General features: G+C 50.1%; 15 protein-coding genes. 12 read left to right on the forward strand and 3 right to left on the reverse strand.

Features of this window, described 5'->3' with window-relative positions; translation table 11 throughout:
* Window positions 1-110: 110 nt before the first annotated feature.
* Window positions 111-1,244 carry a dihydrolipoamide acetyltransferase family protein gene (locus tag EFBL_RS18130; RefSeq protein ID WP_096183782.1) on the forward strand — a complete coding sequence of 378 codons (1,134 nt, stop codon included), beginning with the start codon at window positions 111-113 and terminating at the stop codon, window positions 1,242-1,244.
* 55 nt (window positions 1,245-1,299) lie between these two features.
* On the opposite strand, the gene EFBL_RS18135 is transcribed toward EFBL_RS18130, so the two are convergent.
* Genes EFBL_RS18135 through EFBL_RS18145 form a run of 3 tightly spaced genes read right to left on the reverse strand, consistent with a single transcriptional unit; the run spans window position 1,300 to window position 3,556 of the window.
* On the reverse strand, window positions 1,300-1,971 hold the full coding sequence (locus tag EFBL_RS18135) for a GNAT family acetyltransferase (RefSeq protein ID WP_096183784.1): 672 nt from the start codon (window positions 1,969-1,971) through the stop codon (window positions 1,300-1,302).
* A gap of 17 nt (window positions 1,972-1,988) precedes the next feature.
* A complete protein-coding gene (locus tag EFBL_RS18140) occupies window positions 1,989-2,663 on the reverse strand; it encodes a GNAT family N-acetyltransferase (protein ID WP_096183786.1) in 675 nt (224 codons plus the stop codon).
* 35 nt (window positions 2,664-2,698) lie between these two features.
* Entirely contained in the window at window positions 2,699-3,556 is an 858-nt protein-coding gene (locus tag EFBL_RS18145; protein ID WP_096183788.1) for a carbon-nitrogen hydrolase family protein, read from the reverse strand.
* Between the two features lie 189 nt (window positions 3,557-3,745).
* Here EFBL_RS18145 and EFBL_RS18150 point away from each other — a divergent pair, with 189 nt between their 5' ends.
* From EFBL_RS18150 to EFBL_RS18200, 11 genes are all read left to right on the forward strand, one after another.
* A complete protein-coding gene (locus EFBL_RS18150; protein WP_096183789.1) occupies window positions 3,746-4,093 on the forward strand; it encodes a winged helix-turn-helix transcriptional regulator in 348 nt (115 codons plus the stop codon).
* Between the two features lie 7 nt (window positions 4,094-4,100).
* Window positions 4,101-4,373, forward strand: a complete 273-nt coding sequence (locus tag EFBL_RS18155; protein ID WP_096183791.1) for a hypothetical protein — start codon at window positions 4,101-4,103, stop codon at window positions 4,371-4,373.
* Between the two features lie 409 nt (window positions 4,374-4,782).
* Window positions 4,783-6,309 carry an ABC transporter substrate-binding protein gene (locus EFBL_RS18160; protein WP_096183793.1) on the forward strand — a complete coding sequence of 509 codons (1,527 nt, stop codon included), beginning with the start codon at window positions 4,783-4,785 and terminating at the stop codon, window positions 6,307-6,309.
* A gap of 67 nt (window positions 6,310-6,376) precedes the next feature.
* Window positions 6,377-7,318, forward strand: coding sequence for an ABC transporter permease (locus EFBL_RS18165; RefSeq protein WP_096183794.1), 942 nt, complete (start codon window positions 6,377-6,379; stop codon window positions 7,316-7,318).
* A gap of 14 nt (window positions 7,319-7,332) precedes the next feature.
* Window positions 7,333-8,163, forward strand: coding sequence for an ABC transporter permease (locus tag EFBL_RS18170; protein WP_096183796.1), 831 nt, complete (start codon window positions 7,333-7,335; stop codon window positions 8,161-8,163).
* A 25-nt stretch (window positions 8,164-8,188) separates the two neighbouring features.
* Window positions 8,189-9,160 carry an ABC transporter ATP-binding protein gene (locus tag EFBL_RS18175; RefSeq protein WP_096183798.1) on the forward strand — a complete coding sequence of 324 codons (972 nt, stop codon included), beginning with the start codon at window positions 8,189-8,191 and terminating at the stop codon, window positions 9,158-9,160.
* Complete coding sequence (locus EFBL_RS18180; RefSeq protein WP_096183800.1) at window positions 9,160-10,134, forward strand: ABC transporter ATP-binding protein; 975 nt, start codon at window positions 9,160-9,162, stop codon at window positions 10,132-10,134. Before EFBL_RS18175 ends, EFBL_RS18180 begins: the two co-directional genes overlap by 1 nt.
* A 24-nt stretch (window positions 10,135-10,158) precedes the next feature.
* On the forward strand, window positions 10,159-10,926 hold the full coding sequence (locus tag EFBL_RS18185; RefSeq protein ID WP_096183803.1) for a GntR family transcriptional regulator: 768 nt from the start codon (window positions 10,159-10,161) through the stop codon (window positions 10,924-10,926).
* Between the two features lie 10 nt (window positions 10,927-10,936).
* Window positions 10,937-11,893: an N-acetylglucosamine kinase gene (locus EFBL_RS18190; RefSeq protein ID WP_096183806.1), complete on the forward strand. Its 957-nt coding sequence runs from the start codon at window positions 10,937-10,939 to the stop codon at window positions 11,891-11,893.
* Between the two features lie 24 nt (window positions 11,894-11,917).
* The gene (murQ, locus tag EFBL_RS18195) at window positions 11,918-12,814 is read left to right on the forward strand and encodes an N-acetylmuramic acid 6-phosphate etherase (RefSeq protein ID WP_096183808.1); all 897 of its coding nucleotides are present in this window, start codon (window positions 11,918-11,920) and stop codon (window positions 12,812-12,814) included.
* Between the two features lie 11 nt (window positions 12,815-12,825).
* The gene (locus EFBL_RS18200) at window positions 12,826-14,004 is read left to right on the forward strand and encodes an anhydro-N-acetylmuramic acid kinase (RefSeq protein ID WP_096183811.1); all 1,179 of its coding nucleotides are present in this window, start codon (window positions 12,826-12,828) and stop codon (window positions 14,002-14,004) included.
* Window positions 14,005-14,024 lie beyond the last annotated feature (20 nt).

Below are 14,024 nucleotides of genomic sequence, written 5' to 3' on the forward strand. Positions count from 1 at the left end.
TCCTTACAGCCGACCGCTTGAACAATTTGTGATTCCGGGTCCGCAAGCCATTTTTGACACGGTGATGAATTTGCTGAACGAATGACATACGGGAGTGGGAGGAAAAGCAAGTGGCAGAAACGATTGAAGTCAAATTGCCGGAAACGACAGCAGATGTAAATGAAAGTCTGGTCGTTTTTTGGCACCACTCGGAAGGGGAGTGGGTGGAACAGGGAACGGTGCTGGTCGAGGTCCAAACGGAAAAGGCTGTGTTCGAGGTGGAGGCTCCGGCCAGCGGCAAGCTGAGCAAGATTGTGGTGAAGAGGGGGGAAGTGGCCGCTGTCGGAGATGTATTGGCTCATATTGAACCGGCAAGCCAAGATTCCGGAACCCTCCCCTCGCAGGATGGGAAATTGACAGAGAATGAGCTGGCCAAACGGCAAGTCGCTTCCGCCATTGCAGAGAAACAGGTTCAGGTATCTCCGAGAATTCGCCGGCTTGCCAGGGAACTTGGCGTCGAACTGTCGGCAGTAACCGGCACCGGTCCCCACGGACGATTAACGGAAGATGACATCCGAAAAGCGGCTGAACAAATGAAATCAGGTGGCCGGATTCTGCAATCCACTTCAATTCGCAAGACGATTGCCAAACGAATGACTGAAAGTTTGCGGCAGTCCGCCCAATTAACCGAGACCTCCTGGGCCGATGTCACCCGTTTGGCGAGCTTCAGAAAACAATCGGCTCCTTCTGTCAGCTGGAACAGTTGGATTTTGCGTGCGACGGTTCTTGCGCTGATGCAGCACCCTTATATGAACTCCGTTTGGGATGAAGACGGACTTCGCACGTTCGAACATGTACATTTGGGAATTGCTGTCGATACAGAAGAAGGGTTGTTGGTTCCTGTCATTCACAATGCACAGCAATTGTCGTTACAACAGTTGCAAGATACGTTTGACCTGATGATCCATCAGGTGCGGGAAAGAAATTTGGCCGATCTTAAACTGACCGGCAGCACTTTTACAGTGACCAACTTGGGGGGATATGGAATCCAATTTTTCACTCCCATTCTGAATCCGCCTGAATCCGCGATCCTGGGAGTCGGCCAGATTGAACAGCAAGTTGTTTTGAGAGAAGGCAACTTGGAGCAAAGGGAAAGATTGCCGCTCAGCTTGACATTTGATCACCGCGGAATCGACGGGGCACCGGCTGCCAGATTTCTGCAAACGGTCGTGAAATTGCTGGAGAACCCGGAGCAATTGCTGTAAACATTTCTGTCTGGTTCTCAGAATCCCCAACCTTTATCACGGTTGGGGATTTTTTTTAAATAGGCAATAACGCTACCGAATCTTTCGCTTCCAGATTTTCAACCATTTCATACCACGACTTCGGTTTGTTTGATAAGACCGAATAATAACGTCTCAAGAACTTCACAATAAGATCTGTTTTAAGTTCATCCAAGCTATCGTCCATGGGAAGAAAACAAAGATCGAGTCCCGTTACGGCCTCTCCATCATTGTTCCAGGATGGGTGAACATAAGGGAAATCGAGGCGCTTATAACCAAGGTGAGACAATACCTCACGACGAACATACGGATCCATGGGCTTCACCCCGCCAAATTCATAATGCTCTACCCGATAAGGATCATAAATTTCGGCAAACATACCAAATAACCTCTTTTCGTTTGCCTCGGCCAAGGAGTTCAAATCCTTCAACCTCTTTTGCGCCAAAAACCGACCGATACCGAGTCCGGCTTGGCCAATGATCGTAAAATCTGTCATTGCCACATTAAAATCTTCATAATAGCGGTACTCCGTCGCGCCTACAACATTCCCTTCGTGAACGGCAACAAACACACGAATTCCCGGATCTTCCAGAGGCTCTTTCCAAAGATCGAATTCCAATACTTCTTCGGGAGGGAATACGTCTTGCATCAATTGGTGCATTTTTTTAAACAAAGGATCTTCAATACTCGTAATTCTGCGATATTCCATCTTTATGATTCTCCTTGTCAAGATTTTGAGGTGAAAAAAGGGTTTTTCCATTCCATAAGTGTCCCATAATTGCACGATTCTTCATCCTCTAAATAGTTAGGCACCACTTTAACGGGAGTACGGCCACAGCGCAGCAGGAAGGTGATAACAGGGTCCTTCAGTTCTCCTTTTACTACCGCTTCGAGGTATTGTTCCGCCGTCATCTCATTCGCTTTCTTGTGGTAGCCAGGCATTCTTCCTCCGCCTAACAATCGTTCCAATCTTTTGTGAATTACAACATCATACATTGAAAACATCAACCATTTTCCCAATCCTAATTTTCGATAGGAGGGGCGCACGCCGATATCAACGACATATAGCGTATTCCCATTTGGATTGTGGTTGCGAATATACCCGTTATCCGTGATTTCTTCCCATGTGTGTTCGGGATGATTCGGGTCAAAGTCAACAAGCAAGCCAGTCATCGATCCCGCGATTTCACCATTAACCTCAACACATAAGGCTCCTTCCGGGAACAAGGTAACATGGTTATTCAGCTGTTCCGTGTTCCACCATAATTCAGACGGGAATGGGGGAGGAAAACTTTCCTGTTGGATACGAAGTAAACCGGGAAAGTCACTTTCTTTATAATTTCGGATCAACGCCGGGACAGGCCGGTCCTTATCAAAAACGTAAAACTCCTTTCGATACATTTTTCTGCCTCCTCACAGAGAAGCTAAGTTTCTCCTCATTTCCAATCCGGATAGAGATCCGTACGCCGATCGCGCCAAGTGGTGACGGAACCACTTTCACGAACCTGATATAACAGTTCCAAATCCAGATCAGCGGTAACGATCATATCGTCATTGATTTCCCCTTCTGCCAAGATACCGCGGGGAGGAAACGGAATATCGTTTGGTGTAATCACTGCCGCTTGCCCGAAATTCGCGCGCATAAAATCAACGGTTGGGAGAGAACCCACTGTACCTGTAGTTACCACATATACTTGATTTTCCACCGCTCTTGCGTGACTTGTATAACGTACTCGGTGAAACCCATGACGATCATCGGTGCAAGAAGGACAGAAAATAACATCAGCACCCTTGGCCTTCGCCATCCGAACGATTTCTGGAAATTCGATGTCATAGCAGGTTAACATAGCGATTGTTCCCTTGTCGGTCTCAAACACCTGCAGGCTTTCTCCAGGAGTCATCTTCCATTCCTTAACTTCCGTTGGCGTGATATGAAGCTTTGGCTGTTCCGCAATCCTTCCATCGGGATAGAACAAATGAGCGACGTTGTATAATCGGTCACCTTTGCGGATGACATGGGTTCCCCCAATAATATGCGTCTTTGTTTGCTTGGCAAAATTCATAAACAAAGATCGATATTGTTCTGTAAAATCCGGCAGGTCTTGAATGGTCAAGGGTTGTCCGTGATCATTCCCAATCGACATTAATTGGGTGGTAAAGAATTCAGGGAACAGGACAAAATCCGCACCGAATTCTTCGGCTGTTTTCATATAATGTTCCACTTGTTTGGCAAATTCGTCAAAGGATTGTATCGTATGAAGATGATATTGGACCGCTGAGACTCTCAGTTTCATAAGCTCCTCCTTTTGCCACAAGGCCTGAAATATTTTCCCCCAATGTCTTTATGTTATGATAAAAATAATGAAAACAAGTTAAAATAAACGATACCGTTATTATTAGTCATATCATCCCTTAGGACAAGTACATACTTTTCTGTAATATAGTATCCTCAAGTATACTAAAGGGGTCATGGAGGCAGAAGCATGGGAGATACAGTATTTAAAAATTCTATAGAAACAACATTGAAGGTGATCGGCGGCAAATGGAAACCCATCATTCTGTGTCACCTGAAGGAAGGAACGAAACGGTTCGGTGAATTAAAGCGGGATATGCCCGAAATTACTCAAAAAATGTTAACTCAACAATTACGCGAATTAGAGCAAGATGGGATTATTCATCGCAAAGTCTATACCCAAGTACCGCCTAAAGTAGAATATTCTTTAACCGAATATGGGCAAACCATAGGAGAAGTTTTAGATGTCATGTCCCAGTGGGGAAGACGGCATATGGCAAGAAATAAGAACCATTATCTGGATCAGTCAGGAGGCTAAATCTCATATGAAACATTTCTTTACCGGTGAAATAATTTCCGGTGAGCTAAGCCCTGATAAGAGCGAATTTACTGTGACGGAAATTAAAAACATCCACACTCAGTCGATCTGGAATGAAAATCAACTAAGAGAAATGTATGATTTCCTTACAAAAGTCAAGAACAGTGGCGAAGATTCTCTTATTATATCGACAGGTACCTTTCCTGTCCTGATTAATCGGATTGAGATTGAGAAATTACACCAAGAACTTCAAGCCATATTGTCTAATGGAACTGTGTAACCGGGGAGAATGAAAATTCCCGACCCGGGCACCGCCCCAATGCACAACGCGACACCTTGGCTGAATGTGATGGTTCGTTCTGTCATTTCGCACCTTTGTTCATCCCGCACACTACCACCCCCGTTCTCATGTTTCCATTCTATCTTGTTACAATGTTCAACATAAGCCCTTGGAAATTAAAAGGCAAGAATTCGAAACGATCCAAGTGATTCCGATTGGATATTCAACCTCTGAAACTTGTGCAAAATGATATTTTTTTGATTGATTAACTGACAATTCTATCTTATACTGGTTTCAAGAGTTATAGAGGTCTAGACAACTTGATGTTTAAGGCAAGGGAGTCAGTGGACTAGACCTTTCTTTAGAACGGGTGGTTGGTAGAATGCCCGTATCGGAGGAGGATGTGTCGATGAAAAAGTATTGGGTTCCTGCCGCATTGTTATCTGTCAGCATGATTTTAAGCGCTTGTTCCGGCGACAAACCGGCAGCGGAACAAAAGCAGCCGAAAGGAGAAAGCCAGTTGGTGATCGCTGCCGACCAGGATCCGGTGGGACTCGATCCGCACAAAGTTCCGGCGGCTTCCAGTCTCCGCATTTATTCCCTGGTATACGACAGCCTGACCACCATGGACGCTGAATTCAATCTGCAGTCAGGTCTCGCCGACAAATGGGAAACGATTGACAACGGCAAAACTATCAAGTTTCAACTCCATCCGGGTGTTAAGTTTCATAACGGACGAGAAATGACTTCCGAGGACGTCAAGTTCACTTTTGAGCGAATTCTTGACCCGAAGACCGGTTCGATCGCGAAATCTTACTTCACCAGCATCGACAAAATTGAGACTCCCGACAAGAATACCGTGGTCTTCAAACTGAAAACCCCTGACTCTGCATTCCTAGCGAATACATCCAGTTCTTTCGCATCGATCGTACCGAAAGAAGTGGCCGACCTGAACAAGGAAGCGGTAGGCACCGGTCCTTTCAAACTCGAAAAGATTGAACAAGGACAGTACGTATTGTTGAAAAAGAATCCGGATTACTTTAAACAAGGTCTGCCGAAAGCCGATTCCATCAAATTCACGATCATGAAGGACGAAGCGGAACGACTGGCTGCAATTCGGGGAGGCAAGGTGGATTTGACAACCGTTTCCGCCGACTCGGCCAAACTGTTGGAAAACAGCAAAGGTGTTTCCGTCAAGAATTATCAATCGATGGAATACAGCTATCTTGGCATGAACGTAAAGAAAAAACCGTTTGACGATCCGCGCGTAAGACAGGCAATCAGCTATGCCGTTGACCGCAACGCGATTGTGCAAACCGTATGGAAAAGCCAAGCTTCCTTGACGGGACCGATTGCGCCGGCACAGAAAACTTGGGCACTTGATACAGGTGTGTTCCCGAGTTACAAACGGGACATTGAGAAGGCCAAACAGTTGTTGAAAGAAGCCGGTTATGCGGATGGTTTCAAAACCGTCATTCAAACCGCATCCACCTACCCGGACATGATTGAGACCGCTCAGGTTCTCCAACAGCAGTTGAAAGAAATCGGCATCAACGCTGAAATCCAGCAACTGGAATGGGGTACTTACGTCAATACCTGGAAATCGAAAGACATGACCCTGATGGTTGGCCGCAATACTTCCGGTACGGATCCGGACCGTTCGATGCGTTTCTTCTTCTCCACCACGGGATCGGCAAACGTATGGAATTACAGCAATCCGGACTACGACAAGCTGGTTCAAAAAGCTTTGGAAACAACTGATGTTGCTGAACGCAAGAAAATCTACGAAGATGCCCAGAAGATGCTGGTTCAGGACGCTCCGAACCTGTTCCTCGCATCGCCGAAATACTTCTATGCCGTACGAGACAACATTGAAGGATTCGTGCCTTCCGCGGCAGGTGAAGCTTTGGCTCTGATTCAGACATCCAAAAAGTAATTCCGTAAACACGGGTCGGCGGTGTAAGCCGTCCGGCCTTTTCTTTTCCTGGAAAGAGGGGGAAACTGTGGGACGCTATATTCTCAATCGTATGGTGACAATGATCCCGATTTTGTTTGGCATATCGGTGCTGGTATTTACCATCATGCACATGGTGCCCGGCGATCCCGCATCGATCATGCTCGGCACGAACGCGACTCCGGAAGCGATTGCAGCTATGCGGCAAAGCATGGGTTTGGACAAGCCGGTCGTCACTCAATATCTGAATTGGATCAGTGGATTGCTGCAGGGAAACTTCGGTGAATCGGTTCGCACCGGGGAAGCAATTCTGCCGGAAATCCTGGACCGCTTTTCTGTTACCCTGCAGCTTTCCATTTTCGCCGCGATTATCGGATGGACGATCGCTGTCCCTGTGGGTATCGTTTCTGCAGTCAGGGCCCACACTTCGATCGACGTTGTCGGGCGGATTGCTGCGATGCTGGGGATTTCCGTGCCCAATTTTGCGTTTGGTACCCTGCTCCTGCTGACGCTGTCGCTTTATTTCGGATGGTTCCCGCCAGTGGACTATGTGGATTTTTGGGTGGATCCGGCGGAAGCGTTTAAAGTCTTCATTTTACCGGCAGTTACCATGGGAGTTGTGTTGGCGGGCGGCATTATGCGGATGACCCGTTCGGCATTTCTGGAAACCCTCGACAAAGATTTTATCCGCACGGCAAGAGCAAAGGGGAACACTGAATGGAAAGTCGTTTTCGGGCATGCATTCCGTAACTCTGCATTGCCGATTGTTACGCTTGCGGGTATGCAGATCGGCTATCTGCTGGGCGGTGCGGTGATCGTGGAGCAGTTGTTCTCGATTCCGGGGCTTGGCCAGTACATTCTGGACGGAATTCACCAAAGGGACTATCCGGTGGTTCAGGGCGGCGTGTTGTTCGTCGCGTTGGTATTTGTGACGGTCAACCTGCTGGTTGACATCATCTACACCTGGATTGACCCGAGAATCAAGTACTAGAGGGGGGGCACATCTTGAATACGTTTCGTCAAAACCTCTTTCGAAACAAGACAGCTGTTGTCTGTGCCTCGATTCTGTTCCTGGTTGTTTTGAGTGCCGGATTTGCTCCACTGTTGGCCTCGCACCCACCCACGGAAATGTATAATGAATTTCGGTTGCAGGGCATTTCCTCCCAGTTTTTGTTGGGAACCGACCAGTTTGGCAGGGATCTTTTGAGCCGCATTCTGTACGGGGCAAGGGTATCGCTGATCGTAGGCTTGGCTTCGGTTGCCATCAGCGTGTTGTTTGGAACTTTGTTTGGCTTGATGGCGGGGTATTTCGGTCGTAAAATAGACGGGTTCATCATGCGGATTATGGACGTGCTGTTCGCTTTCCCGGAAATTCTCTTGGCACTTGCCATCGTTGCGGCGCTTGGACCGGGAATGTTCAATACGATCCTTGCCATCGGGATCGTCAACATTCCGGTGTTCACCCGAACGGTTCGTGGTGCAGTATTATCCGTCAAGAACATGGAGTATGTGGAAAGTGCACGGGCGATCGGGGCGGGCACGGGCCGGATTCTGTTCCGCGAGATTTTCCCGAATGTAACCGCTCCTCTCCTGGTTCAAGGGTCGATAGCAATTTCCGGCGCCATTCTGACAGAGTCCGCTTTGAGCTTCCTGGGTCTGGGCATTCAGCCACCGGATCCCTCCTGGGGCGGTATGATCTCGGAAGCGCGGAAATATATGGAGTTGGCACCGGGGATGATCGTGTGGCCCAGTGTGGCGATGATCATCACGATTTTGACTTTCAATCTGTTCGGGGATGCGCTGCGGGACCTCTTGGATCCCCGACATCGCAAGTAAAATCGAACACAGAAAGGAGTTTCCAATGGCACCGTTGTTAGAGGTTCAAAACCTTAAAGTGGAATTCATGGGCGGACAGGGAAGCGTGACGGTGGTGGAAGATGTCGATCTTGTCATTGAACCGGCGGAAACACTGGGAGTGGTCGGGGAATCGGGTTGCGGAAAAAGCGTCACCAGCCTCTCGATCATGAGATTGCTCGGAAAGAACGGCAAAATTGAAGGACAAATCCGGTTCGACGGCAAAGATCTGGTTTCTTTGACGGAACGGGAAATGCAGGGGATACGCGGCAACAAGCTTGCGATGATCTTCCAGGAACCGATGACGTCTCTGAATCCTCTTCATACGATCGGTAAGCAGATCTCAGAGCCGCTGGTGAAACATTTGAAACTTTCGAAGGCGGAAGCGAAACAGAAGGCGATTCAACTGCTCAAGGACGTGGGGATTCCCCGTCCGGAGGAGATTTTCTCGGAATTTCCGCATCAGTTGTCGGGCGGAATGAGGCAGCGGGTGATGATTGCGGTTGCAATGGCATGTGGTCCGAAATTGATTATTGCCGATGAACCGACCACTGCTCTTGACGTTACCATCCAGGCCCAAATCCTGCATCTGATGAAACGATTAAAGAAGGAACACCGGTCCTCCATCATGCTGATTACTCATGACCTTGGGGTAGTAGCCGAAATGTGCGACCGGGTAGTGGTGATGTATGCGGGACAGATTGTGGAAGAGGCGGATGTGCGGAACTTGTTCAAGTCACCTAAACATCCGTACACGGTCGGTTTGATGAAGTCGATGCCTGCCCTCGCGACAGGACAGGAACGCTTGGATTCCATCCCGGGCGTCGTGCCGCTGCCGACTGAAATGCCGAAAGGATGCAGGTTCGCTCCCCGCTGCGGACAAGTAATGGAAATCTGCCGGGAAAAGGCTCCGGAGTTGGCTGTGGTGGAAGGATCTCACAAGTGCCGCTGCTGGCTGTATACAGGGGAGGGACAATGATGACTCAACCCTTGCTTGAGGTAAAAGGCCTAAAAAAACATTTTCCCGTGAACGGCAAATGGGGGCGCTCGGCACGGGCGGTCCGGGCCGTCGACGGGGTGGATCTAACGGTATTTGAAGGCGAAACGATCGGGATTGTGGGGGAATCGGGTTGCGGCAAGTCGACCACGGGTCGCTGTATTTTGCGCTTGATTGAACCTACCGAAGGCGAGATCTTATTCAAAAGCAAAGACATTCGCGCACTGAATCCGAATGAACTGCGCCATATACGAAGAGACATGCAGATTGTATTCCAGGATCCGTTCGCGTCTCTGAATCCGAGAAAAACAATCAGGCAGATACTGAACGACCCGTTGATCATTCACAGAATCGGGACCCCGGCCCAAAGACGAAAAGCGGTTGAAGAGATGATCGAAATCGTCGGTCTCCGGAAAGAGCATCTGGATCGTTATCCGCATGAGTTTTCCGGCGGCCAGCGGCAAAGGATCGGCATCGCACGCTCGCTGATCCTCCGGCCAAAATTGATTATTGCGGATGAACCGGTATCCGCTTTGGACGTCTCGATTCAGGCCCAAATCCTCAATCTGATGATGGATTTGCAGAAAGACTTCCAGTTGACTTATCTGTTTATTTCGCATGACCTGAGTGTCGTCAGGCATATATCGGACCGGGTCGCGGTGATGTATCTCGGCAAAATTGTGGAGATTGCGGACAAGAACGAACTTTACGAAAGACCGGAGCACCCATACACCCAGGCGTTGTTGTCGGCGGTGCCGGTTCCGGATCCCGATCTGGTCAGGGAACGAATTTTATTGGAAGGGGACTTGCCAAGTCCCGCCAATCCTCCCTCAGGATGTGCGTTCCATCCCCGCTGTCCTGTCGCCGCCGACCTGTGCAAACAGCAGGCGCCTGCATTCAAGGAAACCGGCAGCGGTCATTGGGTTGCCTGCCATTTGGCGGAAGAAACTAGGTAAAGAAAAATCATTTGAGGTCATACAATGCAAAAGTTGTACAGACCTCCATATGTGCGGGTGAGCGGAGTGTTAAACAAAAATATACCTATCCCTTTGTATTACCAATTGAAAGAAAAGTTGACGCAGATGATTCAGAACGGAGAGATGCCGGTCGGTTCCCTTGTGCCTTCGGAACGGGAATTAAGCGAAAGGTATGGTATCAGCAGGATGACGGTCCGGCAGGCTCTCGGCGAATTGGTTAAAGAGGGGCTGCTTGTCAGGGAACAAGGCAAAGGCACATTTGTCGCGGAGCCGAAAATCAATCAGGGATTGTTGAAGCTTACAAGTTTCAGCGAAGACATGCGCAGCAGGGGGATGGAACCGGATTCCCGGGTGAAAGCGATTTATGTGCAGGAAGCGCCGCCAATGGTTGCATCCGCTTTGGGATTGTCCTCCGAAAAAAGGGTGGTGATCTTCGAACGGGTGCGCTTGGCAGATAACAAGCCGATGGCACTGGAGATATCCCATCTTCCGCTGGCGAAGTTCCCCGAGTTGGACAAGGAAGATTTGCACTCGGCGTCTTTGTACAAACTGCTTGAAGACAAATACAACGTTTCGATTCATCATGCCCGGCAAACGATTGAAGTCGGCCTGTCCAGCTCGGTGGAATCCAAGTATTTGGGGATCCGCAGCAAATCCCCGGTGCTTCTGATTGAACGGATTACCTTTGATGCAAAAGACCAGCCTTTTGAGTTTGTGAAGTCCGTTTATCGCGGAGACCGGTACAAGCTGCAAGTGGAACTTTATCGATAGGAGTTGCGCTATGGACGTTTTTGTCGGAATTGACGGAGGTGGCACCAAAACTCGGGCAATGGCGGTCACCAAGGACGGCCGGTTGCTGGTTGACTTGACGGCCGAAGGAAGCAATGTCAACAGATACGGTTGGGAGCCAACCCAGCGTTCCTTATCCGATTTGTTTGGAAAAATCCGGGCCGTTCTAAAGGAAGACGAAGCTGTGGTTTCCGTTTATCTTGGACTGGCGGGAATCGACCGGGAACAAGAGCGGCAGCGCATGAACGAATGGGTACGGAGTCAGTGGCCGGATGCGCATGTGCGTGTTGGGCATGATGCGCTTCCCGCATTGGTGGCCGCTTCCGGAGAGAGCAAAGGAATTGTTCTGATCGCTGGCACCGGTTCCATTGCATTTGGTGTGAACGAGGCCGGGGAAACCTGCCGTGTCGGCGGGTGGGGCTATCTGATCGGCGATGAGGGCAGCGGCTACGATATTGGGAAACGAGCGCTGATTGCCATAATGAGAAGTTACGACGGAAGAGGGCCTTCCACCCTGCTCACGAAAAAGATCTTAACCCGTTACGGATTGCAGGATGTGCCAGACTTGATCCCCTTGGTGTACTCCGAATGTTATTCGCGCGAGCGGATGGCGGAACTGGCCAGAGTCGTCATGGACGCCGCACTGGAGGGAGACCTTGTAAGTTCATTGTTGTTGGCGGATGCCACAGTCCATCTTTGTGAACTGGTGGAAGTTCTTTTGCGGCGCCTGAAGTTTGAAAGCCGGCAGATTCCGCTTGTTGTTACCGGAGGGCTTTTCCACCCGGGAAGCATGTTGACCGAAAGGATACGCGCAAGGCTGGAACCGGAAGTACGGGTTGTCACAAGCAAACATCCCCCTGTTGTGGGAGCCCTGCTGTTGGCACAGCAACAGTCCGGAAAAATCGCTGCAGAGGAATTCCAACAGTTGATCAGAACTCTGGAACAGTAAAACGACGAAAAAGCGGGTGAGCACGTGGAATCGATAGCAAATTTGGCGACAGAACAGCAAAATGAAAAGTCTGCAAGACTGGACGAAATGAGTGCGCTGGAAATCGTGACGTTGATAAACGGTGAAGACCAAACGGTAGCACAGGCGGTTGGCAAAGCCCTGCCTTCCATTGCCGAAGCGGTGGAAGTGATTACAAAGTCGTTGTCGGCAGGTGGCCGTTTGATCTATGTGGGTGCCGGAACCAGCGGCCGTCTTGGAGTGTTGGACGCTTCCGAATGTCCGCCCACCTTCAGCGTTGAACGCCAACTGGTGCAAGCAATTTTGGCAGGCGGCAGGAATGCCATGTTTGAGGCGATCGAAGGTGCGGAAGATGACATGCAGGCCGGAGGAGAAAACCTGAAGAACATTTCGCTCTCCAACCGGGACGTGGTGGTCGGCATCAGTGCCAGCGGACGAACGCCCTATGTGATCGGAGCGTTGAAATATGCGAAGCAAGTGGGGGCGTCTGCCATCGCACTTTCCTGTAACCTCTCGGCAAAATGCAGCGAAATAGCCGATGTGGCGATTGAGGTGGAAACAGGTCCGGAAGTGCTTGCCGGTTCAACAAGGATGAAGGCAGGCACCGCCCAAAAAATGGTTCTCAACATGCTGTCCACCGCTTCCATGGTACGGCTCGGGAAAGTCTACAAGAACCTGATGATCGATGTAAAGCCAACCAATGAAAAATTGGTCGATCGCGCCCGCCGGATCCTGATGAAAGCTGCAGGCGTTTCCTACGATGAAGCCGCAGCCGCTTTGCAGGCCGCAGACAATCAGGTGAAAGTCGCGTTAGTCATAATCAAGACCGGACTTGACGCGGAAGAAGCAAAGGCCCGTCTGAAAGCTGCGGGCGACTTTGTGCGCCCTGTGATTGAAGAGTAGGGGGATGTCTTATGGTGAATGCAAATACCGAATTGACATGCATCGGGCTTATGTCGGGCACTTCGGTAGACGGGATCGACGTCGCAATTGTTGGGATTTCCGGAAAGCCTCCGGAACTGAAAGTAAGGCTGAGGCACTTTGAGGCGATTCCCTACGAGGAAGAAATCCGGGAGCGGATTTTTCGCTTGTTCCGGCCGGAAACCTCGTCGGTGCTCGAGATCTGCGACATGAACTTTGCCCTCGGGCACGTATATGCAGACGCCGTCCTGCAAACGATCCGCAGTTCGGGAATCGACCCGTCGGAAATAGCCTTCATAAGTTCACATGGACAAACAGTATATCACAACCCGGTACCCACGCGGATCGGAAAGTATGAAATCACCTCCACGCTCCAACTGGGAGAAGCATCCGTTATCGCGGAAAAAACCAGGATTCCCGTAATCTCCGATTTCCGGGTTCGCGACATGGCGGCCGGAGGGCAGGGGGCACCGCTGGTTCCTTTTGTTGACGCTCTGCTCTTCTCGCATCCCACGAAAGGAAGAATAGCGGTTAATCTGGGAGGGATCGCCAATCTTACCGTGCTGCCAGCGGGCGGTTCCCCCGACCGGTGCATCGCGTTTGACACAGGTCCTGCTAACATGATTATCGATGGATTGGTTCGCCGGATCACACGGGGCGAGTCGGAATACGACCGGGACGGGGAGATGGCCCGTGCCGGAAAGGTGCAGGAAGAGTATCTCAAGAAATGGATGGCACTTCCGTATTTTGCTCAGAGACCACCCAAATCCACAGGCAGGGAATTGTTCGGGGAACAATGCGTGGAAGAATGGTGGGTCGACAGCCAAAGGCTGGGCATCCCACCGGAAGATCTGGTGGCGACGGCAACGGAATACACCATTCGCACATTGGCACAGGCCATCCGTGATTTCGTGCTGCCTCATTATGACGTGGAAGAAGTGATTGCGGGCGGTGGGGGATCCTACAATCCCGTGCTTCTGGAAGGGATCCAAAAGGAGCTTCCCGGCTTGAAAATTGTTCGACAAGAGGAAACCGGCATCTCCGCCGATGCGAAAGAGGCCGTCGCGTTTGCCGTTCTGGGCTATGAATGCTACCACCGCCGCCCCAACAATCTTCCCTCGGCAACCGGCGCCAAACATCCGGTAGTAATGGGGAAGATTGTTTGGAAATAAGTGTTTGGGGAGATGTCCGT

Origin of the sequence: Effusibacillus lacus (assembly GCF_002335525.1) — a bacterium.
Taxonomy (GTDB): Bacteria; Bacillota; Bacilli; order Tumebacillales; family Effusibacillaceae; genus Effusibacillus; species Effusibacillus lacus.

Excerpts from the sequence above, each read along its gene's own strand:
- EFBL_RS18135 (WP_096183784.1), bottom strand. The coding sequence starts at position 1,971 with ATGGAATATCGCAGAATTACGAGTATTGAAGATCCTTTGTTTAAAAAA.
- EFBL_RS18140 (WP_096183786.1), bottom strand. The coding sequence starts at position 2,663 with ATGTATCGAAAGGAGTTTTACGTTTTTGATAAGGACCGGCCTGTCCCG.
- EFBL_RS18145 (WP_096183788.1), bottom strand. The coding sequence starts at position 3,556 with ATGAAACTGAGAGTCTCAGCGGTCCAATATCATCTTCATACGATACAA.
- EFBL_RS18150 (WP_096183789.1), top strand. The coding sequence starts at position 3,746 with ATGGGAGATACAGTATTTAAAAATTCTATAGAAACAACATTGAAGGTG.
- EFBL_RS18155 (WP_096183791.1), top strand. The coding sequence starts at position 4,101 with ATGAAACATTTCTTTACCGGTGAAATAATTTCCGGTGAGCTAAGCCCT.
- EFBL_RS18160 (WP_096183793.1), top strand. The coding sequence starts at position 4,783 with ATGAAAAAGTATTGGGTTCCTGCCGCATTGTTATCTGTCAGCATGATT.
- EFBL_RS18175 (WP_096183798.1), top strand. The coding sequence starts at position 8,189 with ATGGCACCGTTGTTAGAGGTTCAAAACCTTAAAGTGGAATTCATGGGC.
- EFBL_RS18180 (WP_096183800.1), top strand. The coding sequence starts at position 9,160 with ATGACTCAACCCTTGCTTGAGGTAAAAGGCCTAAAAAAACATTTTCCC.
- EFBL_RS18185 (WP_096183803.1), top strand. The coding sequence starts at position 10,159 with ATGCAAAAGTTGTACAGACCTCCATATGTGCGGGTGAGCGGAGTGTTA.
- EFBL_RS18190 (WP_096183806.1), top strand. The coding sequence starts at position 10,937 with ATGGACGTTTTTGTCGGAATTGACGGAGGTGGCACCAAAACTCGGGCA.
- EFBL_RS18200 (WP_096183811.1), top strand. The coding sequence starts at position 12,826 with ATGGTGAATGCAAATACCGAATTGACATGCATCGGGCTTATGTCGGGC.